The organism is Microbacterium xerophyticum, from assembly GCF_053543555.1.
The window spans coordinates 854,956-876,383 of sequence record NZ_JBLVOB010000007.1; the positions used below are offsets into that span (position 1 = coordinate 854,956).

Consider the following 21,428-nt stretch of genomic DNA (forward strand, 5'->3'; position numbering starts at 1 on the left):
GCATCCATCTTGCTTCCTCTCATCCCCACCGTCGACGATCTCGCGGCCGACCCGGTCACGCATCACTACGACGACATGATCGCGCCCTCTGGACTCACGAACATGCTCGGCACCGTGCGTATCGACCATGACCTCACCGCTGTGTCTGCCGTGCAGTTCCCGCCCGTGTCGCAAGGGCTCACGCAGACCGCCGTGCTGTTCGTCGACGGACGGCTCTTCGCGTCGTACGGCGTGCCCGTCACGCACGAGGGGCGGCCGGATCGGGTGGTGCGCCGGGCGACGCTGGGCGACCTGACGATCGAGACGACGACGGTGTGCGTGCCTGATTCTCAGGCGGTGGCCATTGATATTGCCGTGTCGTCGCCTGTCGCACGTTCCGTGCGCATCGGATTGTCGGCAGCGGCACGGGTGACGCGGTCGACCGATGCCTGGTTGGACGCCGAGTCGCCGTCAGAACCGGATGCCGTTGCCGTGGTCGAAGGGACGTTGGAGTTCTCTTCGGCGGATGCCGGAGCATGGAGCGTGCAGGGGCTGCTCGGCGGTTCGGCTGCACTGAGCGGCGTCGCGGAGTCGGAGGAGTTCGACCTCGGCATCGGCGGCAACGGACGCGGCGGCGACCTCACCGTGACGCTCGAGGTGCCGGCGGGCGGCACCGCCCGCACCTCCTATGTGCAGGCGGTCGGGACGACGGCATCCGCGGCGCGCTCGGTGTACTCGACGATCGTCGCCGACGTTCCCGCCGCGATCGCCGCGGCGGAGGAGTTCTGGAACCGGCAGCTGTCGGCGACCTTCACCCCCGGCAGCGGCGAGTTCTCGGGTTCGCTGCCGGTGCTGGAGACGGCATCCGAGCCGCTGCGCCGCATCTACTGGTGGGCCGCGCTCGGCGTGATCTGGTTCCGCCGCGACTACGAGGGCAATGTTCTCGGCCGCTCGTATGACACTCTCATGCCGAACTACTGGGGCACGACGACCTTCATCTGGGACTACAGCCTCAGCTCGCTCAGCCATGCGCTGCTCGACCCCGCCGAGATGCGCAATCAACTGAAGCACTGGATCTCGCTCGACATCCACTCGCACTTCGGCACGTCGTCCCTCACCGGCGGGCCGGTCGGACGCTGGTACTCGGTGAACGACTACGCCATGATCCGGCTGGTGCACGACTACGTGCGGCTGACCGGCGACGTCGAGTTCCTGTCGGAGCGGGTCGGTTCCGTGACCGTGGCCGAGTCCGTCCAAGAGTGGGCGACGGCCTGGAAAGCGCTGCGGCAAGACACCGATCTCGCAGACTACGGCGAGATCGACAATCTGCTCGAGTGCGTGAGCTCGTACACGCACGAGGTCGCGAGCCTGAACGCGGCGAACGTGTGGAGTATGCGGACGGCGGCGTCCCTCGCCGACCTGCAGGGTTCTTCCTCTGAGGCATCGGCGCTGCGGGCATCGGCGTCTGAACTGCTGCCGTCGGGCGTCGCGCGCTACCTGCCGGGCGAGGGCATCTTCTCGGCCGGTCAGCCAGACGGCACGCAGCTCGCGGTGCGGCACTGTTACGACTTCAGCGGCGTCGGCACGACGATCGCCGACGATCTCGCGCCTGCGGTGCGCGCCGAGATGGTCGAGTTCTTCCAACGCGAGCTGCAGACCGACAACTGGATGCGCGCGCTGTCGCCCTGGGATCCGGATGCCAGTTACAGCGTGCGACCCGACCACCAGTGGAACGGCGCGTACCCGGCATGGCCGGCGGATGCGGGGCGCGCACTCGCCGCACTCGGAGCACCGGCGGTGCTGCTGGATTGGCTCACCGGACTCGCGCAGACCGCGAACCAAGGCCCCATGGGACAGGCCCACTTCGTGGAAGAGGCCGTGCCCGGCATCAACGGCGGCGCGCGTAAGGCTCCGCCGCAGCTGCCGTACATCATCGATTGGGCGTGCTCGTCTTCAGGCGCGTGGATCGAGCTCGTGATCGAGGCGCTGTTCGGAGTCTCGGTAGCGACAGACGGCACGGTCACGGCTGCCGGATGCGTGGCGGGGATCGATCCATCGGCCGTGCTGCACGGGCTTCGGGTCGGCGGGGAATCGTACGACGTTCATGCGGACGGGCGCGTGGTCGCGGCATCCGACGGGCCCGCACCCCTTTGAAAGACGGGTTTCCGGGGTTCGAGCCGACCTGAAGCCCCGAAACTCTTCTTCCATCGGGGGATGGCGCCGGGATCACCCAGCACGACAACAACCGAAAGAACACAAAGGAGTGGTCATGAAGAACAGAAGAATCCTCGCGGCGGGACTCGCCACGGCATCCGTCCTGACCGGCGCACTGCTCGCGGCGCCGGCCAGCGCGACGGTGACGCCGGGAACGGCCATCGGCCAGTGCTCCCTGACGGACAAGACCCTGACCGCGACAGCATCCGTCAACGCCCCGCTCACCGAGCAGTTCACGACCTATGCCGACACCGGCGGCGAATGGACCGGCGGCGACAGCACCTACTCCCTGCCGCTGCGCGGAGGGAAGACCGGTTGGTTCTTCTCGGACTCGTTCCTCGGCACAGTGAATCCCGACGGGTCGCGGCCGACCGACTCGCCGTTCGTCAACAACTCCGTCGTCGTGCAGACGAGCAAGGGTCTGTCGACGATCACGGGTGGCACGCCGGATGCGCCGGCCGGGATCATCCCTCCTGAGCCGGACGGCAAGTGGTACTGGATCGGCAACCCGACGCCGGGTGACAAGCACACGGTGCAGGTGCCGCTGCTGCAGTTCGAGAAGACCGGCCCCAACCCCTTCGACTTCCGATGGACCGCGAACCGGCTCGCGACCCTCGACGACGAGACGCTGCAGCTGCAATCGATCGTCGATCTGCCGTCGGCGACCGGGATCAACTGGGGATCGTGGACGCTGCAGGAGGGGCAGACGACGTACATCTACGGCATTGCCGACCCCGAGGGCGTGCGGTCGTCGTACGTCGCGCGCACCCAGGGCAAGGACGCACTCGCCGGCGACTGGACCTTCTGGGACGGCACCGACTGGGTCGCGGATGAAGGGGCCGCCGTGCCTGTGGTTCCCTACGTCGCGAACGAGTTCAGCCTCGCGAAGTACCGCGACGGGTACCTGCTGATCACGCAGGACACCTCCGAACTCTTCAGCACCCGCATCGTCGCGCGCACGTCGTGCTCGCCGACGGGACCGTTCTCGGAGCCGGTCGAGCTGTACCGCACGCCCGAGACCGGACTCTTCGGCAGCTACGAGGACGCCGATGTGTTCACGTACAACGCGCACGAGCACCCGCAGCTACGCCAGGGCGACAAGCTGGTCGTCACGTATAACGTCAACACGTTCGACAACGTCGGCGATGTGTATGACGACGCCTCGATCTACCGGCCGCGCTTCATCGATGTCGAGTTGGAGGTGCGATGACAGAGCTCTCTCGTTTGACGGCGGCGCTGGCTGCGGGTGCTCCGCTGACCTGGGTGATGACGGGCGATTCGATCACGCACGGCCTCATCCACACCCGCGGCGCGCGCAACTACGTCGATCACCTGCACGAGCTGATCCGCGGCGATCTCGGTCGCGTTCAGGACGCCGTGATCAATACGGCGGTCACCGGATGGCGCATCCCGCTGATCCTGGAGGACTTCGATCGCCGCGTGGCGACGTGGCGACCCGACATAGTCACACTCATGATCGGCACGAACGACTGCTCGACCGTGTGGGTCGATCCGGTGGTCTCACCCGCGGAGTTCGGGGCGGGGATCGCGTCGTTTGTGTCGCGAGTGCGTGAGTCGGGCGCGATTCCGGTGCTGCAGACTCCGCCGGCGATCGACCTGCTGCATGCGCCGGACCGAGACCGGATCGGTGAGTTCGCCTCGACGGTTCGAGAAGTCGCGGCGCGGGAGGACGTCATCCTCGTCGACCAGCACGCCGTTTTCACGTCGTTCTCGGCGGGAACCGGACCGGGCAACGAGGGGATGCCGTGGGGCCTGCTCGACGACGCGTTCCACCCGAACGCGGCAGGGCACGCGGCGATCGCGCTCGAGCTGGCGCGGGTGCTCAGGATCGAAGTAGCCGGGTCTCGAGTGCTGCCCGACCTCACCGCACGGGTGGCCGTGGCGCGGCATCCGCACTGGCCGACCGCTGCCAGTTGACGTCGGCGGCGCACTACAGATCGACGTCGACGCGACTCGGCGGGTTCGCGCCCACACGCGTGCAGGTGATCGCCGCAGCCCGCGCGGCGAACTGAAGCAGTCCCTCCACCTGTGACGCCGTGAACCCGGCGATCGCCTGGCGTCCCAGCATCCGGTGCTCGTCGCACCAGGCGAGCATGGCGGCCATGAACGAGTCGCCGGCGCCCACCGTGTCGGTCACCGCGATGCGCGGTGCCGGCGCGGCGACGCGGACGCCAACTGCGTACCCGATCGGTCCGGATCCCCCCTGTGTGATGACGACCATCCGTGCGCCGGCCGCAAGCCAACGGGCCGCAACCGCGTCGCTGCTCTCGCCCGGATACAACCAGGCGAGGTCCTCGTCGCTCGCTTTGATCAGATCGGATGCTGCGACGAACGCCTCCACTCGCACGCGGCCCACCTCCGGTGAGATCCCGATCTCGGGGCGGCAATTCGGGTCGTAGCTGACCGTGGCCCATGGCCGCGCCGCCTCCACCGCCGCGAGCACTCCCTGCCATTCTTCGTCCGTCATCGCCGCGAGCGATCCCACATGCAGGTGGGAGACGTCATGATCAGCGAGGGCGTCGGCCACACCTGTCGTGTGATTCTGCAAGCGGAAGGCGTAAGCGACGCTCTCGCCGGACGCGAGGGTCGCGACCGCCACGTTGGTCGGAAGTTCAGGTCGCCCGCGGTTGATCAGCGTGATCCCTTCGCGTTCAATGTGCGCACGTACCATCGCGCCGTGCTCGTCATTTCCGAACGCCGTGACCAAGGTCACTCCGATGCCGAGCCTCGCCGCACCGATCGCGACGTTCATGGGCGACCCTCCCGGTCTCGCCCTCCGCGAGCCGGAGGGGTCTACGATCACGTCGACGAGAGACTCGCCGACCATGACAACCCGGCCGTCAGTCACCGCCACGGCTCAACGACAGCCTTGAGGGCTCCGGGAAGACGCCCCGCCATCAGTGCATCCTCGACCTCGCCGAGGCCGAATGTGTGCGTCACGAGAACATCAAGATCGACGCGACCAGTCGCGACCAGCTCGATAGCTGTCGGCCAGGTATTGGCGTAGCGGAAGACACCCGTGAGCCACAGCTCACGGTTCTGCAGCAGGTTCACGGGCAGAACCGCCTCATCAGCCCCTAAGCCGACGAGCACGATGCGCCCACCTGGCTTGACCGCGGGTATGCCCGCGCGGATCGCCGGCGCGGCTCCTGACGCGTCGATGAACGCGTCGATGGTCATCTCGGCCACGGGATCGCCCGCGAGCACCACACGGGTCGCGCCGTGCTGCTCGGCGAACGCGAGGCGCTCCTCGGAGATGTCCGTGATGACGATCTCAGTCGCGCCCATCGCCCGTGCCACCTGGGCCGTGATGATGCCAATGGGGCCGGCTCCCGCAATGAGCACATGAGAGCCCGCCGTGATCTGTGCTTTGCGGCACGCCCAGACCCCCACCGAGAGCGGCTCCATCAGCGCCGCAGCGTGTGAAGACACGGAGTCAGGAACGTCGTGAGCGAAATCGCTCTGGATCGTGACGTACTCGGTGAAGGCCCCGTCGATCGGTGGCGTTGCGAAGAACTCCATCTGCGGACACAGGTTGTACGCGCCCTTCTTGCATTGTTCGCATACTCGACACGCGCGCTGCGGCTCGATCGACACACGCGAGCCGACCCGCGCAGCATCCACGGCCGAACCCGCAGCGACGATCACGCCCGATGCCTCATGACCGAGCACGAGCGGAGCGTCGACGACGAACGGGCCGATGCGGCCATGTGTGAAGTAATGCGTGTCGGAGCCGCAGACGCCGACAGATGCAACGCGCACCAGCACCTCATCAGGAGCCGGTCTCGGCACTGCGCGATCTGCGACGGTGAGCGTGTCCTGTGCGAGCAACTCGGACGCGCGCATGCGCTCGGGGAGGGTGCTCCGATCATCCATCATCGAACGTCCTTCGCCCAGGTCGCCGTCTGAATCGAGCTCTCCGCCCGCCATCGCGCGATCGCCTTCTCGAGGCGTGCTCGCGTGATGGCATGCTCGGGGGCGTCCCACAGGTTGTGCTCCTCACGTCCGTCCTCCTGCAGATCGAAGAGCTGGCCCTCGTCGTGATCCACGAACTCGACAAGCTTGTAGCGCGCGTCGCGAACCATGGTCATGAGTGCTGTCTCGGTGAGGATGAAGTCGCGCGCATGCTCGCTAAAGACGTAATCGCGGCCATCCCATGGCTTACCCGAGAGAGCAGGAACGAGTGAGTCCGCCTCCATCCATGCCGGAGGCTCGATGCCGGCGAGCTCGAGGATCGTGGGCGCGAAATCCATGAGCGAGATGAGGCCTTCGTGCACCTGACCGCCACGGATGTAGGGCGGACCCCAGATGATTCCCGGCACGTGCACGGAGCCTTCGTACATGTTCCATTTCTGCGAATGGCCATGGTCGCCGAGCGCATCGCCGTGGTCCGACGTGAACACGATGACTGTGTTGTCGAGCACACCCCGCTCGTCGAGAGCGGTGATCAGGTCGCCGATCTTCTCGTCGATCATCGCGACGTTCGCGAAGTAATGACGACGTTGACGCTGAAGTTGCTCGAGGGTCGGGTTCTCGAGCATCACGATCGCGTCGTGGTCGTTGGCCTGGTGGTGCTTGCGCAGTTCCTTGAGCGGAGCTGGCTGACTGTCCAGATCCTCCTGCGAGCGCGGCACCTCGGGCATCTCCCTGTCCCGGAACGGATCGAGATGACGCGGCGTGGGGTCATAGGGCGGATGCGGCCCGGGGAATCCGATCTGCAGGAAGAACGGTTCGTCATGATTCGGATAGGTGCGCAGCCAGTGTTCAGCCAGCCCGCCGACGAAATTGTCCGCGTGCATGTCTTCGGGCAGCTCCCACTCGAAAGCACCGAGTCGCTCCGCGTAGTCGGGAAGGTCGCGATAGGTCACGCGGCTCGGTTTCTGCAGACCGCGGATCCAGAACGCCTTGTCCCAGTTGTCGAGGAAGTACGGCAGATTGGGATGCGCGCGATCCTTGTTCTCGATGACGTGGCGTTCCTTGAACCCCACCGGCGCCTCGTACGGGTAGGTGTGCATCTTGCCGATGCTTGTCGTGCGATAGCCGGCTTCGGCAAGGAGCTCGACCCACGAGTGCTTCCACGGGTCGTCGTTACGAAGCACACCCGAACTATGCGGATACAGGCCCGTGAACAGGCTGGCTCGGCTCGGCGCGCACGAGGGACTCGCCACGTAGGTGTTCGTGAACGCGGCGCCTTCGGCGACGAGACGATCCAGGTGCGGCGTGATGGCGTGATCATAGCCGAGCGCCGCGATCGAGTCGTACCGCTGCTGATCGGTCATCACCAGCACGATGTTGGGACGGGTCATGAACTCTCCTTCGTCACGGACTCCGCCTGCACCGCCGACGCGCCCTGCCCGGCGCGACGGCGCCCGGCGTCTTTCAGATCGATCCGGCTGGTCTCACCAGCGAGCACGACGCACACGATGCTGACGACGCACATGATCAAGAGGTAGATCACAGCCGGCCAGTATGAACCGAACGCCAGGCTGAGCGCCAGGGCGATCGCGGGGGTCGGCGCCCCGCCCAGCAGCGCAGAGCCCTGATAGACGACGCCCAGGCCCGTGTACCGCATGCGGGTGCCGAACAGCTCTGCGAAGAAGGCGCCCTGAATGGCGAACATACTGCCAGTTCCGATCGCGTGCAGGACGATGATCATCAGCCAGGTGAGCACGACGTTGTCTAGCTGCAGAACCGGGAAGTAGAACAGACCGCCGATCGCGCAGATGACGATGCCCCCGATGTACACAGGGCGACGGCCGATGCGGTCTGACAGGTGCCCGATGAACGGCAGGATGCAGATCTGCACGCCCGCGGAAATGATGAAGCCCGTGAGCATGTGACTGCTGTCCAGACCCATGTAGTTCGTCGCATAAGAGATCGCGAAGACGTTGATGATGTTGTACGTGACGGCGTCGGTCATACGAGCGCCGATGCCGATGAGCAGCCCACGCCAGTTCTCACGGATGAGAGAGAAGAAAGGAATCTTGCGTGTCGCCTCGGCGTCGTCTGTGAACGACTTGGTCTCGGGCAGGTGCCTGCGGATGTAGAACGCGAACAGCGTGAGCACGCCCGAGAGCAGGAACGGGATTCGCCAACCCCAGTCAAACAGTGCCTCCTTCGGCAGGAGCTGCACGAGGCTGAATACTCCCGTCGATACGAGCAGACCTGCCGGCGTGCCCATCTGATGGAAGCTCCCCATCAGTCCGCGCTTGCCGATCGGTGCGTTCTCGAGAGCGGCGAGTGACCCGCCGCCGAACTCACCGCCGATGCCGATGCCCTGGACGAGGCGGAGGATGATCAGCAGAATCGCAGCCGCCACGCCAATCTGCTCGGCACTGGGGATGAGGCCGATGCCGAAGGTTCCGATTCCGATCAAGAGGACGGTCAGCAGCAGCATCGGTTTGCGGCCGATCTTGTCGCCGAAGTGGCCGAACAGGATCGCGCCGATCGGACGCGTGAGGAATCCGACGGCAAATGCGGCGAACGACTGAATCAGACCGAGCTCCGGCGTCGTCTCCGGGAAGAAGACGGCGGGGAAGATCAGCGCGGAAGCTGTGCCGTAGAGATAGAAGTCGTACCACTCGATGAAGGCGCCGGCGAAGGCAGCGGTGGTGGCGCGACGAGCGGTCTTTCCCTCAGCCCGGGTGGCGACAGTGCCACGGGTGGGTTCGGTCATTGGATCCTCCAGGATTCTCACTTTTGAGCATACCTGAGCTCACGTTTGAGCACGGGTGCTGGTTAGCGTACGACCCTTACGGAGAAAGTTCAATTCTGAGCGGTAGAATTTCGCTCATCTGAGCAGGATTGACTCCGCTCGCTTCTGCATGACGAAAGGCCATCCGTGGTGACGCCAGCGAATTTCACCGAGTTCGACGACGAGCTGATGCTGCGCATCGCGCGTGCTTACTACATCAATGACGAATCCAAGGTGCAGATAGCCGCAGACACGGGCCTCTCACGCTGGCAGGTCGCCCGCCTGCTCTCCTCCGCGCGCGCACGGGGTTTCGTCCGCATTCAGGTCGGCGATCCGAGTGAGGAGAACGAAGAGCTCGGGCGTCGACTCGCAGCGCGATTGCGTCTCAAGTCGGCGACCGTCATCTCGCGCAGCGACGATTCGGCGCACATGCCGACGATCGACGGTATCGGGCGCGCATTGGCCGCGTTGCTCACAGAGCAGGTGACGGCGGGGCAGACCGTCGGGCTCACCTGGAGTCGTGCCATCGAAGCGATGACACACCACCTTTCGTACCTTCCACCTTGCGACGTCGTACAGCTAGCCGGGGCGCTGACGTTCCCCGGCGATCGCCTCGGATCGGTGGAAGTGATCCGTCAAGTCGCACGGATCGCTGAGGGCACGGCGCATCCGATGTATGCACCGTTGTTCGTCGGCGATCTGGATGCCGCGACTGCTCTGCGCCAAGAGCCGGAGATAGCCGAATGCCTCGATCGCGTGTCGACGCTCGACGTCGCAGTTGTCTCTGTCGGAACATGGGAGGAAACCGGATCAGCGCTGTACCCGATCGTTCCGCCGGCGCTCGCGGAAGCGGCCCGTCGCGGGGGCGCCATCGGAGAGGTGTCCGGCCGGGTCTTCGACGCCGACGGGCGATCAGTCAGCCAGGACATCGACGACCGCGTGCTGGGTGCCACGCTCGACTCGCTCCGCGATGTGCCGCATATCGTGGCGACCTCGTACGGCGGGCACCGCGCTGCCGCGACCATCGCTGCCGCCGGGTCCGGACTCATCGACGTGCTCGTCGCTGACGAAGTGCTTGCACGCGCAATCCTCGAGGAGTGACGCTCCGGCGGCGTGCGAATCAAATGGTTGGCGCGGCAACCGCATCTGGGATGAGCTCGATCGAGCGAGTCACTCGCCCCGACCGTGCACCGCTCTGGCGCCCTCCGGGGGCTCTCCGACGTCGTGGACGCGATGGCAACCGCACGCACGCGCAGGCCATTCCATGTTCGCCGAAGTCGCCCACATCGAGCACCTCGGCGTCATCGACCTCCAGACTGGGCATTGGCCGATGTGGAGTCGTCCCGACGACCTCGCCAAGGTCATCGAGCCAGCGGCTTCTCGTACCGACTGAGCCGCCCCGCTCAGCCCTTCCCGTTGACGTGGATGAGGATGCGGGCGGGCGCCTCCGGCGACGCGCCGGTCACGGTGACCCGCAGCCAGTTGCCGAACTCCGACAGCGACAGCTCGGCGATGCTCGCATCCGCAGACAGCGTCACGGGTGCGCCGCGACGGATCCAGTTGATCCCGTCCGGCGAGATCTCGGTCGCCACGACGAGATCGGGATGACCGCCCTCTGCCTGCACGAAGACGACGGCCTCGCGCGCCCACCCGGCCTCGTACGCCAGCGTCGCGAAGTCTCTGTCGACGACGACTCTCCTGGCCAGCACGGACGTGTTGTTCTGCAGCATGGTGTCAGCTCCTGTCGGTTCCGGCGAACGCCGCGATGTTCTCGAGGTGGACGTTGTCGAAGTCGATGATCGCCCCGTCGTCGATCAGCGCCGAACGCAGCAGGTCGACATCCATCTCGGGCATCGACAAGCCGTGACGCACGGCGAGCGCTGCGGCGGTTCCCGCACCCTGCCCCATCGCCATGCACGTCGCCATCACGCGCACCGACCCGAACCCGGGGCCGTCGGCGCACAGGCACCGGCCGGCGATGACGACGTTCTCACTGCCCTCGGGCACGAGAGCGCGGAAGGGCACGTTGTACGGATGGCGGAGGATGACGAACTCGCTCTGATCGATGCTGTCCGTGTGGTGGATGTCGATCGTATGAGCGCCCTTCGCCACCGTGTCGGGGAAGGCCTTCGGATGCACGATGTCGTCCTTGCTCAACTCGTACAGCCCGACGATGTGATGCGTCTCGCGCACCCCGGTCTGGATGCCGGACTTCGCCAGCCACGCATCGCGGAACTCCGGGAACTCCCGGCGGAGCACATCGATGATCGCGTGCATCTTCTCGCGCAGGCTCGTCTCGGTGCGGGAGAACCATTCCGGATCGCTCGCGTCGGTGGCCTCGCGCAGCACGTTGATGCTGACGAGCCCGTCGTGGAAGAAGCTGTTGATCCACGGACCGCCGAACAGCGGCACCTCTCCGGCCGTGTGCAGTTCGGCCAGCCGGGCGCGGATCGACTCCGACACGGGGAGGATGCCGTCCACGGCATCCCCGAAGACGTACCCGAGCGCGTCGGTGTCGACGCCGCCGAGCTGGAACCACAGCGTCGCCGGCTGCAGCACGTCGCCCTTGGTGGTCGGCAGCCCCGCCGCGCGCACCACATCCGCATCCCCTGTGCAGTCGACCACCGCCTCGCAGGCGTATGCCACCCGGCCGGCCTTGTTCTGCACGATCACGTGGCTCACCCGGCCGTCCTCGGCCACGGCATCCGCGATCCAACTGTGCAGCAGGAGCGTCACGCCGCTCTCGAGCAGCAGGCGCTGGGCAGCGAGCTTGAAGATCTCGTCGTTGACCGGCCAGTTGCCGCTGTCTCGTTCGAGTTCGGCCCCGCCCAACTCCGCCGCACGCCGCATGAGCTCCAGCGGAATACCGCCGATGTGCTGCCGGCCGCCGACGCGGAACTCGCTGATCGGGGTGACCAGCGCGCTCGTCGCCATCCCGCCGACGAAGCCATAGCGCTCGATGAGCAGCGTCCGCGCCCCGCCACGGGCTGCGGCGACCGCCGCGATCACCCCGGCAGGACCGCCGCCGGCGACGATCACGTCGAACGATCCGACGACGCGAGTCTCGCGGGCCGGCTCTGCGACCGACTCGAGCGCTCTTTCCCCGCTCACTCGCACGAATACACCACCGAATCCAGGTAGAGATTGACGGACCGATCGGTGTCGGTCTCGATGAAGAACACCGGGTTGATGAGGTCCTTGATCGACTTGTAGCCCGGCACGAGGGTCGGCTCAAGGTCGCGCATGTCGAACACCTGATCCATCGACTGCAGCTCGACATAGCGCCTGCGGCGCACATCGACGGTGAGCCGGAAGTACATCCAGTTGATCTTGTCCGGGCTCTCGTTGAACACCAGCTGCTGTTCGCCGCCGGGTATCCACTGGTACCCGTCGGCGGAGCCGTCTTCGAAGCGCCGGCCGTACCACTGGTTGTCCACGCCGGGAACGCACCAGCCGTCCTCGACACCGAAGTTCCAGTCCGCGCGGCTCACCCCATCAGTGACCCGGTAGTACTGCCACCGCCGCACCGGCTTCCCGTCGAGCGCATTGAGGTATCTCACGCCGGGCATGTACCGGTACTCGGCATCCTGCACATCGAAGAAGAAGCCGAACGCGCGGATGTCCTCCTCACCGATCCCGAAGCGATCCTGCGTCGGCGTGTACGAGTACCACGCCTCGATCTGGATGAGATCCGGATCGCCGAAGCGCGACAGCCGCTTGATCGCGTGCCCCATGCTCCCCGGCCGCGGGGGCGCCGTGTGCGGACCGCCGGGCGGCGCGGTGCTGAGCTTGAGCGAGTAGGTGCCCTCCATCGACCCGTGCGAGGAGGCGAATCGCATCGCGCCCGAACTGAGCTGCGTGGGCGCCCAGCTGGAGAGATCGACGACCGAGCCGAAGGACTCGTAGTCGTCATAGACGAAGTTCGGGGTGAGATCCAGCCAGCCGTTGTATCCGGTGTCGAAGTCGTCGTACGTGATCACCCTGGTCAGCGGGTTGAACCGCTCGAGGCCACGGTCGTAGCTGAGGAATCTCTCCATGCGCATGCTCTCCTTGGATGCTGGGACGGGATGCTGAAACGTGAATGCCGAGACGAGGATGGCGGGGACGGTTCGCGCCGCCCCCGCCATCGGGTGTCACTGCGTGAGATACACCGAGCTGAAGTCGATGAACTCGTTCGCGGGGATCACGAGACCCTCGACATTCGAGGCCATGGCCGCGTTGACGTTGATCTCGAGCAGCGGGATCGCCGGGGTGTCGGCCCGCATGATGTCGACAGCCTGCTGGTACAGCTCGAGACGCTCATCGGGATCGGTGAGCTGCTGCGCCTTCGTCGTGAGGGCGTCCAGATCCTCGTTGCAGTACCCGAGACGAGCCGCCGTGCAGTTGTACAGACGGTAGATCGTGTAGTCGGCATCACCGGTGATCGTCTGATTCGGCTGCACGTCCATGTCCCATGCGTGCGTTCCATCCTCGTTGACCGTACCGAACTCCTTCAGCCAGGACGCGGCATCCAGCGCACGCGGTTCGACGGTGACGCCGATCTCCTGCCAGGCCGAAATGAACGCCTGCATCATGTTGGCGAAGCCGGCACCGTTGGCGGTGCTGTAGATCGCGTCCACGGCGAAGCCGTCTGGATATCCGGCCTCCGCGAGCAGTTCCTTCGCGTGCTCCGGGTCGTACTCGACCATGCCGTCGGTCGGCTCGACGCATCCGAAGGCGGCCTCCGGGCAGAACGACGTCATGGGCTTCGCCGTGTCGCCGTAGAGCGACTCCTGGATCGTCTTCAGGTCGAGAGCGGCCCACATCGCCTCTCGGACGCGCTGGTCCTTGAGGAACTCGTTCTTGTTGTCGAACCACAGGAAGTAGTAGTTCAGACTGCTCTCCTGCACGAACTTGACGTTGTCCATCGCCTCGACCTGCGCGACCTGGTCGTAGGGAACATCTCCCACGATCTGCGCCTGACCGTTCGACAGCGCGGTGATCTTGCCGTTGACGTCGGTGATCTGCTTCATCGTCAGCGTCTGGAGCTTGGCCTTCTCACCCCAGTAGTCCTCGTTGCGCACGAACGTGAAGTGATCGTTGGCGACGTAGTCGTCGATGATGAACGGTCCCGTTCCGACGGGTTGCGCCCAGTAGTCGTTGTCGGCCTGGATCGTCGTGTCGGGATGCGAGAACTCGGCCTTGCCGATGTAGACCATCGAGAGCACGCCGACCAGCGTTCCGGAGGGGCCGGCGGTCTTGATCGTGACGGTGAGGTCATCGGTGGCTTCGACCGACTGGATCGGGGAGAGCACCGTCTTCAGCGCCGCCTCCCACGCGATGTACCGTTCGATCGACCCCTTCACATCCGCAGCGGTGAACGGCGTGCCGTCGGAATAGGTGACTCCCTCGCGCAGCGTGAACACGAGGGTGGTGTCATCGACCCACTCCCACGACTCGGCCAGCTTGGGCTGCGGCTGGTTCTCGTCGTCGAGCGTGACGAGGGTCTCGAGCGTCTGCGAGATCGCCATGTTGATGCCGATCTCGAGCGGTGCCTGCGAGATGTCGGACGCGGCCCAGCCGTAGGCGGGGATGTAGGTGAGGGTCTGCTGGTCGTCGGGCAGCGGCTCTGTCGAACCGGCGTCCTCGCCGCCGCCCGAACACCCTGTGAGCAGAAGAGCGCCGGCCACCGCGACTGCGGCGATCGAGCGCATCTTTGCGCGAAGCGATGTCATTGCTGTCTCCTTTGAATCGGTATGACTTAGTTCTGTCGGGTATGACTTCGTGCTGCTCACCCGAGCTCGGACTGGCCGGGCAGGGTGAACGCTGATGCGACCGGGTGGTGATCGCTGGGCGATATCCCCCGGTCGAAGAACTCCACGACCTCGGCGCTGCGCGGGCGCACCGGTCCTCGGAAGAAGATGTAGTCGATGGTCTTGTGCGGGCTCGCAATGGGAGACTTCGGCGTGCCGACGGTCTCGCGGAACGGATTGGGCACGACAGGATGCGTCGGCGGAGCCTGCCGGTTCAGCGCGCTGAACGAGTCGAGGTAGCCGGCGTTGCCGATCACCCAGATGGCCGTCGCGATCGCGTTCGTGTCTGAGGCGAAGAAGACCGGTTCGTCGTCCTTGCCGAGCCGCGCGAGCTCTTCCACAACGCGATGCGCCTGCGGCGTGCGCTGGTTGATCCCGGTCTCGACCTCGACCGCATTGCCGGAGTAGGAGAGATGCGCGGTCGTCCAGAGGATCGTCCGGTCTCCCCCTTCGGCACGCAATCGCACCCAGAACAGGCGGGCGTTCGCATCGTGGATGCCGACATCCTCAGCGCCGTGCTCGACCTCGCTGAAGAGCTCGCGGTTCCACCACAGGTTGCTCTGCTTCTCCCATCCGGGGAAGTCATCGTGTACCCGGTCGTGACCAGGCATCGCGGCATCCAGCAGGTCTCGAGACCACGCTCGCGTCTCCTGCGTGGCGAGCAGGTCGGGGGCACGGAGGTCGTACAGGGCGCGCATCGCGGTCTCCCGCTCGGCGGCGTGATGATCGCCCCACAGGTTGTGGCTCTGTGCGATGAAGGTGAGCGGTGCGGTCATGAGATCTCCCTCGGGTCCGCGGGGCGAACTGGCGCGATGTCGTGGTTGTATCGCACGACCTCGCTGCGCCCGTCACCCAGACGGAAGGTCGTGACGGAGCAGTTGTCCGGCGCGCCGAGGGGCATGTGGCCCGGCGACGGGATGCCGAGCATGTGCGCTGCCGCGAGCCGGATGGGATTGCCGCTCGTGAAGACCACGGCGACCCGGTCGCCGCCCCGCTTCTCCAGCTCGGCCGCGACTTCTTCGATCGCCTTGACGACCCGCTCCCGGGTCTCGCCGAACGTCTCGCCCCCTCCGCGTCGAAGGTCGTCACCGGCGGCGACTGCGGCCACGAGTTCGGGATGCTGCTGCTCGGCCTCCTCGAGCGTCATACCCGCCCAGTCGCCCACGCTCATCTCCCGCAGCGCAGGGTCATGACTGACGCTCGCCCCGATGCGCGCGACATAGCGCGCGGCGGTGTCCTTCACCCGTGGCAGATCGCTCGATACGACGAGGTCGGGTGCCGGCACCTGCCGCGCGAAGAGCTCTGCAAACTGAGCGGCCTGGGCTCGGCCATCCGCAGTGAGGCCGGAATCCTGCTGCCCCTGGTACCGCCCTTCGACATTCCACAGCGACTCGCCGTGGCGCACCAGGTGCAGCGTGATGGTCCGGCTCACGATGTCTCCTCGAGCCATGGCCGCACGACCGGGATCGCCGAGAACAGCGTCTTCGTGTACGGATGCTGCGGATGCTCGAACAGCTGCCGCGCTGTGCCCTCTTCGACGACGACGCCCTTGTTGAGCACCAGCACGCGATCGCAGATGTGCTCGATGACCGACAGGTCGTGCGAGATGAAGAGATAGGAGAGACCGAGGTCGGCCTGCAGGTCTTCGAGCAGATTGAGCACCTGCGCCTGCACCGACACGTCGAGCGCGCTGACCGCCTCGTCGCAGATGATGATCTTCGGCCGCAGCGCGAGTGTGCGAGCGATGCCGATGCGCTGACGCTGACCGCCCGAGAACTGGTGCGGATACCGGTCGGAGTAGTCGGGGTTGAGCCCTACGCGCTCCATGAGCTCCTTCGCCTCGGCCGTCCAGCGATCGCGCGGCACGATGCCGGAGTGGACGCGCCACCCCTCGGCGATGATGTCGCGCACTGTCAGCCGGGGATTGAGCGAGGCATAAGGGTCCTGGAAGATCATCTGCATGTCGCGGCGCATGTCCTTCATCTGCCGCAGCGAGAGCTTCGTGATGTCGTGGCCCTCGAAGCGGATGACACCATCCGCTGCCGGCACGAGCCCGATCACCGTGCGCGCGATCGTCGACTTGCCCGAACCGGACTCGCCCACCAGCCCCACGGTCTCGCCGGCACGCAGCTCGAAGTTCACATCGGAGACGGCGCCGTTCTCGCCGGTCTTTCGCAACAGGATCGAGGAGCGGATCGGATACGACACCTTGAGATGCTCGACGCTCAACAGGGGTTTCGACTGGTCAGTCATGGGTGAGCACCTCCTCGGTCCGGTGGCAGGCCGCAAGATGGCCGGCGCTCCAGCCCTCCGGCTGCCGCAGAGCCGGAGACGTCGTGCGGCACAGTTCGGTCGCGAACGGGCAGCGCGGGTGGAAGGAGCATCCGCTCGGCAGGGCGAGCAGATTGGGAGGCGACCCGACGACCGGAGTCAGCCGTTCACCCAGCGAGGTGTTGCTCGGTATCGAATCCAGCAGGCCTCGGGTGTACGGATGCGCGGGGTGATCGTAGACCTGTTGGATGCCGCCGGTCTCGATGATCCGACCCGCGTACATGATCGCGGCACGATCGGCCACTTCGGCGACGACGCCGAGGTCGTGGCTGATGAGGATCATGCCCATGCCGGACTCGGCCTGCAGGTCGGCCAGAAGGTTCATGACCTGCTGCTGCACCGTCACATCGAGTGCGGTCGTCGGCTCGTCGCCGATGAGCAGCTTGGGTTCGAGGGCGATCGCCATCGCAATCATGATTCTCTGGCGCTGCCCGCCGGAGAACTGGTGCGGGTAGTCGCGGATGCGCGTCTCGGCATCGGGGATGCCGACGCGCTTGAGCAGCGCGAGCGACTTCGCCCAGGCTTCCTGCTTGGGCGTGCCGCGGCGTCGTCGGAACAGCTCTGCGATCTGCCAGCCGACCCGGTAGACCGGGTTCAGCGAGCTGAGCGGGTCCTGGAAGATCATCGCGATCTCGGTGGCGCAGAGCTCCCGCACCTTCGAGACGGGTTCCGCGGCGAGGTCGCGGCCGCCGTAGAGGATGCGGCCGCCGACGATGGAGCCTGCGGGCTGGGGAAGCAGCGCCATGATGGCCTGCGCGGTGACCGATTTGCCCGAACCCGACTCGCCCAGGACCGCGACGGTCTCACCGGCTCCGACGTCGAAGCTCACGCCGTCGAGCGCACGGACGACGCCGGCCGAGGTGGAGAACTCGACCTTGAGGTCCTGCACGCTCAGGAGCGGCTCGCCCGCTCGGGCGCTGGGGGTTCTGGCCTCGGGGGCGTGGGAGATCGTCATCAGGCGCTCCGCAACTTCGGGTCGAATCGGTCACGCATGGCGTCGCCGAGCACTCCCGTGGCGAGGACGAGAGCGGCGAGCGCGATGCCGGGCAGGGTCGAGATCCACCAGGCGGTACTGAGATACGCGGTGCCGTTGCTGATGGTGGTTCCCAGGCTCGGGATGCCGAGTGGTACGCCGACGCCGAGGAACGAGAGCGCCGCCTCGAGCAGCACGACGTGGCCGAATTCGACCGTGGCGACGACGAGGATCGGAGCGATGCAGCCGGGAAGCAGCGTGCGGACGATGATGTGCCAGTTACTCGCCCCAAGGGTGCGGGCGGCCTCGACGTATTCGCGGCCGCGCAGTGTGAGGACCTGGCTGCGGGTGACACGTGCGAAGACGACCCAGTTCGTGATCGAGATGACGACGATGACGTTCCACAGGCGCGGGCCGAGCACCGACGCGAGGAGGATCGCGAGGAGGATCGATGGGAACGCGAGCTGCACATCGGCTATGCGCATGAGCACGTTGTCGAGCCAGCCGCCGAAATGCCCGGCGAGCAGCCCTGTGAGTACTCCGAACACGCCGGCGAAGAGCAGCGAGCAGAAGCCGACGGTGAGTGAGACGCGCGCGCCCATCATCATCTGGGCGAAGAGATCCTGCCCGACCTGGTCTGTGCCGAAGATCGCGAACGACCCGTCGGGAAGGGTCGTGCCCGGCGACTTGAGGCGCAGCAGCACATCGGTGTGCAGAGGATCGAAGTGATAGAGGATCGGCACGACGATCGCACCGACGATGAACAGGCCGATGACGACGAGAGGGATCGTGATCCGGGCGGTGACCCCGCGGCGTGCTCGACGAGCGCGCTGCATGGTCTGCATGGCGATCGTGGGTGGGACGGTCATTTCGCGAGCCTCACTCTCGGGTCGAGGTAGCCGTAGAGCAGGTCGACGAGCAGATTCACGATGACGAACGCCGCGGCGATGACCACGACACAGGCCTGGACGAGGTTGTAGTCACGGGCGAGGATCGAGGAGACGAGGAGCTTGCCGACGCCGGGGAAACTGAAGACCGTCTCGGTGATGACCGCACCGCCCAGTAGCGCACCGAACTCGAGGCCGACGAGGGTGACGACCGGGATGAGGGCATTGCGTGCGGCGTGGGTGAGGATCACGACGCGCTCGGACAGGCCCTTCGCGCGGGCCGTCGTGATGTACCCTTCGCCGACCACCTCGAGAAGACCGCTGCGGGTCATACGGGTGAGGATCGCGATGAAGGGCAGTGCGACGGTCACGACGGGGAGCACGAGCGCATCCGGACTGCCGAGGCCAGCGCTCGGCAGCAGCCGCAGCATCTGGGAGAAGACGAGCATGAGCACGACGCCGACCCAGAACCCAGGAAGTGACTGCGTGAGCAGGCTCGCAGTGGTGACGGCCCGGTCCGTGAAGCGGTTCACGCGGAGCGCGGCGAGCAGGCCCAGCGGAAAGCTGACGATGACGGCGAGCGTGCAGCCGAGGAATGCCAGCAGCGCCGTGTTCGGCAGCACTTCCCCGACGAGCTCCATGGCCGGCGCACCGTACGTGTAGGAGGTGCCGAAGTCTCCCCGCACCGCGCCGGCGACGTAACCGAGGTACTGGACGATAAGCGGCTGATCGAGGCCCATCCGTGCGCGGATCGTGGCGATCTGCTCAGGCGTCGCGTCGATGCCGGCGACGAGCACCGCGGGGTCCGACGGTACGAGCCGCACGATGATGAAGACGACGGTCACGACGCCCCAGAGCACGAAGACGGCGAGCAGCACCCGCCGGATCGTGTAACCGAGCATGTTCACCTCCGAGGGAGGTCACCGTAGACCTCCGAGTCCGGGTTCCGGGTTCAGCTTCGAGCCCAGAACATTATCGCTAATGAACCTTCCGCATCCCGGGAGGATTGTCAACCCCTCGTCTTCTTCCTTGATTTTCCGGGGATGCTGCAGAAAAGGCACCGCCCTACCTTCGAGGGGAAATTGGGCTTTGACAGCCGAGAGCAATAACACTAATGTTGCCTCACATCGCCCCGACACCGATGCCGGGGCCCGACACAACGTCAAGGAGTCACAGGTGACTACCCCCGAAGTCGCGAGCACCGCAGCAAGCCTGCGTGACGCGATCCGCAGCAGCGATCTGCGTCTGTCGAAGTTCAATCCGCTCTCGCGCATCCTGACCTTCGACGACTTCAACGAAGGCGCGCATGGATGGGTCGAGCTCGGCGGCAACTACAACGGCCGCGGCGACCTCGACTCGATGGATGAGCACTTCCGCGACTTCCGCCCGCCGATGCTGTCGAACCAGAATTTCTTCGACGTCGGCACCCACGGCGCCATGTCGGGCACGTACTCGCTCAAGCTCGCGACCCGCAAGGCCGCCGGCCACACCTCCACCGCCATCCGCCGGCTCACCATGAGCGGCAGGGGTCTGCTGCAGATCGAGGCGTACATCGCGTGGAAGGGCGAAGCGAACCTCGGCGGCGGCGAAGAGGCCAACACGTACGGCGACATCAGCTGGGATGCCAACTCCCACCCCACCGAGGCGCAGTTCGGCGCCTTCACCGTCGCGACGGACCTCGACCACGACGGCATCCGGTACCACAATGTGATGCGCTTCCAGAATGCCGACGAGAACGGCAGGATCATCCAGAAGTGGATGTATCCGACGGTCGCCGAGCCCACCCCGCATGAGCGTTTCGAGGGCAAGCACGACTACGGCCGGTACACCGACTTCACCGCGCCCAATCCCGACGACTGGACCTACCTCAACGACGTGCGCCAGGAGGCCTGCTACAACGAGGTGCCGACGAAGGTCAACTGGCACTACCTGCGATTCCTGATCGACACGACCACCCGCTCGAACGTCGAGCTGCAGTTCAACAACGACACCTACGATCTCAGCCATGTGCCGGTTCCGCCGTACGCCGAGAAGTACGAGTCGCTGGAGAGCCTGCTCAACTTCTACTTCTCGGTGCGCACCCTCGGCCCGCACCGCAACTTCCTCTTCCTCGATTCCGTCGTCATCTCGGCAGATTGGTGAGCACGAAAATGCGTGAGTCGCAGAGCGCCGTCATCGAGCGCGGCGTCGACCTGGTCGACGTCCACGACACAGAGCCCTTCGAAGTGGCATGGGCGGGCGAGGCCCGTTGGTACATCCACTTCCTCCGTCCCGTCGAAGGCGGGTCCGCGGAGTTCCGCGTCCAGATCTCGCCGGACGGCCTGAACTGGATCGATCACGACGGCATCGAACCACTGGTGACCGACGCCGAGGGCTTCCATTCCATTCCCGTCGATCGCTTCGGTCACTGGTTGAGGCTGCGCAGTACGCGCCTGTCCGGGGCGGCGGAGCCCCTGCTGCGCATCTATCTTGAGTTGAAGGAGTGATCGGAGACCACTAATGCCCAGAACGACAGGAGCGGCGGCGACGAACGCTGC

The 21,428-nt window shown here is 65.8% G+C and carries 20 protein-coding genes and 1 pseudogene; 7 read left to right on the plus strand and 14 right to left on the minus strand.

The annotated features are described in order from the left end of the window. Positions 1 to 9 precede the first annotated feature (9 nt). The 3 genes from ACNPNP_RS15655 to ACNPNP_RS15665 all read left to right on the plus strand — a co-directional run bounded on the left by ACNPNP_RS15655 (position 10) and on the right by ACNPNP_RS15665 (position 4,131). Positions 10 to 2,133 carry a glucosidase family protein gene (locus ACNPNP_RS15655; protein WP_448966950.1) on the plus strand — a complete coding sequence of 708 codons (2,124 nt, stop codon included), beginning with the start codon at positions 10 to 12 and terminating at the stop codon, positions 2,131 to 2,133. Between the two features lie 115 nt (positions 2,134 to 2,248). Beyond that, a complete protein-coding gene (locus ACNPNP_RS15660; RefSeq protein WP_448966951.1) occupies positions 2,249 to 3,403 on the plus strand; it encodes a DUF4185 domain-containing protein in 1,155 nt (384 codons plus the stop codon). After that, positions 3,400 to 4,131 (plus strand): SGNH/GDSL hydrolase family protein, encoded by a 732-nt coding sequence (locus ACNPNP_RS15665; protein WP_448966952.1) that lies wholly within the window; start codon positions 3,400 to 3,402, stop codon positions 4,129 to 4,131. Before ACNPNP_RS15660 ends, ACNPNP_RS15665 begins: the two co-directional genes overlap by 4 nt. 13 nt (positions 4,132 to 4,144) lie before the next feature. Here ACNPNP_RS15665 and ACNPNP_RS15670 read toward each other — a convergent pair whose 3' ends face one another. Genes ACNPNP_RS15670 through ACNPNP_RS15685 form a run of 4 tightly spaced genes read right to left on the minus strand, consistent with a single transcriptional unit; the run spans position 4,145 to position 8,890 of the window. Beyond that, the gene (locus ACNPNP_RS15670; RefSeq protein WP_448967271.1) at positions 4,145 to 5,041 is read right to left on the minus strand and encodes a carbohydrate kinase family protein; all 897 of its coding nucleotides are present in this window, start codon (positions 5,039 to 5,041) and stop codon (positions 4,145 to 4,147) included. 17 nt (positions 5,042 to 5,058) lie between these two features. Then, positions 5,059 to 6,093: an NAD(P)-dependent alcohol dehydrogenase gene (locus ACNPNP_RS15675; RefSeq protein WP_448966953.1), complete on the minus strand. Its 1,035-nt coding sequence runs from the start codon at positions 6,091 to 6,093 to the stop codon at positions 5,059 to 5,061. Beyond that, a complete protein-coding gene (locus ACNPNP_RS15680; RefSeq protein WP_448966954.1) occupies positions 6,090 to 7,520 on the minus strand; it encodes a sulfatase family protein in 1,431 nt (476 codons plus the stop codon). Before ACNPNP_RS15680 ends, ACNPNP_RS15675 begins: the two co-directional genes overlap by 4 nt. Continuing rightward, a complete protein-coding gene (locus ACNPNP_RS15685; protein ID WP_448966955.1) occupies positions 7,517 to 8,890 on the minus strand; it encodes an MFS transporter in 1,374 nt (457 codons plus the stop codon). The genes ACNPNP_RS15680 and ACNPNP_RS15685 overlap by 4 nt, the downstream gene beginning before the upstream one ends. Positions 8,891 to 9,058: 168 nt before the next feature. On the opposite strand from ACNPNP_RS15685, the gene ACNPNP_RS15690 reads away from it, so the two are divergent. Then, complete coding sequence (locus tag ACNPNP_RS15690; RefSeq protein ID WP_448966956.1) at positions 9,059 to 10,009, plus strand: sugar-binding transcriptional regulator; 951 nt, start codon at positions 9,059 to 9,061, stop codon at positions 10,007 to 10,009. 145 nt (positions 10,010 to 10,154) lie between these two features. Then, positions 10,155 to 10,301 (plus strand): annotated as a pseudogene (locus ACNPNP_RS15695) (alpha/beta fold hydrolase); the annotation flags it as partial. A 10-nt stretch (positions 10,302 to 10,311) separates the two neighbouring features. On the opposite strand, the gene ACNPNP_RS15700 reads toward ACNPNP_RS15695, so the two are convergent. From ACNPNP_RS15700 to ACNPNP_RS15745, 10 genes are all read right to left on the minus strand, one after another. Next, complete coding sequence (locus tag ACNPNP_RS15700; RefSeq protein WP_448966957.1) at positions 10,312 to 10,638, minus strand: DUF6385 domain-containing protein; 327 nt, start codon at positions 10,636 to 10,638, stop codon at positions 10,312 to 10,314. A gap of 4 nt (positions 10,639 to 10,642) precedes the next feature. Further along, a complete protein-coding gene (locus ACNPNP_RS15705; protein ID WP_448966958.1) occupies positions 10,643 to 12,019 on the minus strand; it encodes an FAD-dependent oxidoreductase in 1,377 nt (458 codons plus the stop codon). Further along, positions 12,016 to 12,951: a DUF6772 family protein gene (locus ACNPNP_RS15710; RefSeq protein ID WP_448966959.1), complete on the minus strand. Its 936-nt coding sequence runs from the start codon at positions 12,949 to 12,951 to the stop codon at positions 12,016 to 12,018. The genes ACNPNP_RS15705 and ACNPNP_RS15710 overlap by 4 nt, the downstream gene beginning before the upstream one ends. A 90-nt stretch (positions 12,952 to 13,041) precedes the next feature. Continuing rightward, complete coding sequence (locus tag ACNPNP_RS15715; protein ID WP_448966960.1) at positions 13,042 to 14,622, minus strand: ABC transporter substrate-binding protein; 1,581 nt, start codon at positions 14,620 to 14,622, stop codon at positions 13,042 to 13,044. Positions 14,623 to 14,678: 56 nt separating this feature from the next. Then, positions 14,679 to 15,476: an endonuclease/exonuclease/phosphatase family protein gene (locus tag ACNPNP_RS15720; protein ID WP_448966961.1), complete on the minus strand. Its 798-nt coding sequence runs from the start codon at positions 15,474 to 15,476 to the stop codon at positions 14,679 to 14,681. Continuing rightward, on the minus strand, positions 15,473 to 16,132 hold the full coding sequence (locus tag ACNPNP_RS15725) for a histidine phosphatase family protein (protein WP_448966962.1): 660 nt from the start codon (positions 16,130 to 16,132) through the stop codon (positions 15,473 to 15,475). The genes ACNPNP_RS15720 and ACNPNP_RS15725 overlap by 4 nt, the downstream gene beginning before the upstream one ends. Then, positions 16,129 to 16,953, minus strand: coding sequence for an ABC transporter ATP-binding protein (locus tag ACNPNP_RS15730; protein ID WP_448966963.1), 825 nt, complete (start codon positions 16,951 to 16,953; stop codon positions 16,129 to 16,131). The genes ACNPNP_RS15725 and ACNPNP_RS15730 overlap by 4 nt, the downstream gene beginning before the upstream one ends. Beyond that, positions 16,946 to 17,986 (minus strand): ABC transporter ATP-binding protein, encoded by a 1,041-nt coding sequence (locus ACNPNP_RS15735; RefSeq protein WP_448966964.1) that lies wholly within the window; start codon positions 17,984 to 17,986, stop codon positions 16,946 to 16,948. The genes ACNPNP_RS15730 and ACNPNP_RS15735 overlap by 8 nt, the downstream gene beginning before the upstream one ends. After that, complete coding sequence (locus ACNPNP_RS15740) at positions 17,986 to 18,873, minus strand: ABC transporter permease (protein WP_448966965.1); 888 nt, start codon at positions 18,871 to 18,873, stop codon at positions 17,986 to 17,988. The genes ACNPNP_RS15735 and ACNPNP_RS15740 overlap by 1 nt, the downstream gene beginning before the upstream one ends. Next, complete coding sequence (locus ACNPNP_RS15745) at positions 18,870 to 19,793, minus strand: ABC transporter permease (protein WP_448966966.1); 924 nt, start codon at positions 19,791 to 19,793, stop codon at positions 18,870 to 18,872. Before ACNPNP_RS15745 ends, ACNPNP_RS15740 begins: the two co-directional genes overlap by 4 nt. A 274-nt stretch (positions 19,794 to 20,067) precedes the next feature. Here ACNPNP_RS15745 and ACNPNP_RS15750 point away from each other — a divergent pair, with 274 nt between their 5' ends. Together ACNPNP_RS15750 and ACNPNP_RS15755 are read left to right on the plus strand one after the other, a co-directional pair. After that, positions 20,068 to 21,033, plus strand: coding sequence for a DUF6772 family protein (locus ACNPNP_RS15750; RefSeq protein ID WP_448966967.1), 966 nt, complete (start codon positions 20,068 to 20,070; stop codon positions 21,031 to 21,033). Next, the gene (locus ACNPNP_RS15755; protein WP_448966968.1) at positions 21,030 to 21,377 is read left to right on the plus strand and encodes a hypothetical protein; all 348 of its coding nucleotides are present in this window, start codon (positions 21,030 to 21,032) and stop codon (positions 21,375 to 21,377) included. The genes ACNPNP_RS15750 and ACNPNP_RS15755 overlap by 4 nt, the downstream gene beginning before the upstream one ends. Positions 21,378 to 21,428 lie beyond the last annotated feature (51 nt).

Bases quoted from the DNA above. Each gene is read 5' to 3' on its own strand.
- ACNPNP_RS15685 (WP_448966955.1), bottom strand. From the start codon at position 8,890: ATGACCGAACCCACCCGTGGCACTGTCGCCACCCGGGCTGAGGGAAAG.
- ACNPNP_RS15660 (WP_448966951.1), top strand. From the start codon at position 2,249: ATGAAGAACAGAAGAATCCTCGCGGCGGGACTCGCCACGGCATCCGTC.
- ACNPNP_RS15675 (WP_448966953.1), bottom strand. From the start codon at position 6,093: ATGATGGATGATCGGAGCACCCTCCCCGAGCGCATGCGCGCGTCCGAG.
- ACNPNP_RS15700 (WP_448966957.1), bottom strand. From the start codon at position 10,638: ATGCTGCAGAACAACACGTCCGTGCTGGCCAGGAGAGTCGTCGTCGAC.
- ACNPNP_RS15745 (WP_448966966.1), bottom strand. From the start codon at position 19,793: ATGCTCGGTTACACGATCCGGCGGGTGCTGCTCGCCGTCTTCGTGCTC.
- ACNPNP_RS15735 (WP_448966964.1), bottom strand. From the start codon at position 17,986: ATGACGATCTCCCACGCCCCCGAGGCCAGAACCCCCAGCGCCCGAGCG.
- ACNPNP_RS15665 (WP_448966952.1), top strand. From the start codon at position 3,400: ATGACAGAGCTCTCTCGTTTGACGGCGGCGCTGGCTGCGGGTGCTCCG.
- ACNPNP_RS15710 (WP_448966959.1), bottom strand. From the start codon at position 12,951: ATGCGCATGGAGAGATTCCTCAGCTACGACCGTGGCCTCGAGCGGTTC.
- ACNPNP_RS15670 (WP_448967271.1), bottom strand. From the start codon at position 5,041: ATGGTCGGCGAGTCTCTCGTCGACGTGATCGTAGACCCCTCCGGCTCG.
- ACNPNP_RS15740 (WP_448966965.1), bottom strand. From the start codon at position 18,873: ATGACCGTCCCACCCACGATCGCCATGCAGACCATGCAGCGCGCTCGT.
- ACNPNP_RS15730 (WP_448966963.1), bottom strand. From the start codon at position 16,953: ATGACTGACCAGTCGAAACCCCTGTTGAGCGTCGAGCATCTCAAGGTG.
- ACNPNP_RS15715 (WP_448966960.1), bottom strand. From the start codon at position 14,622: ATGACATCGCTTCGCGCAAAGATGCGCTCGATCGCCGCAGTCGCGGTG.
- ACNPNP_RS15680 (WP_448966954.1), bottom strand. From the start codon at position 7,520: ATGACCCGTCCCAACATCGTGCTGGTGATGACCGATCAGCAGCGGTAC.
- ACNPNP_RS15720 (WP_448966961.1), bottom strand. From the start codon at position 15,476: ATGACCGCACCGCTCACCTTCATCGCACAGAGCCACAACCTGTGGGGC.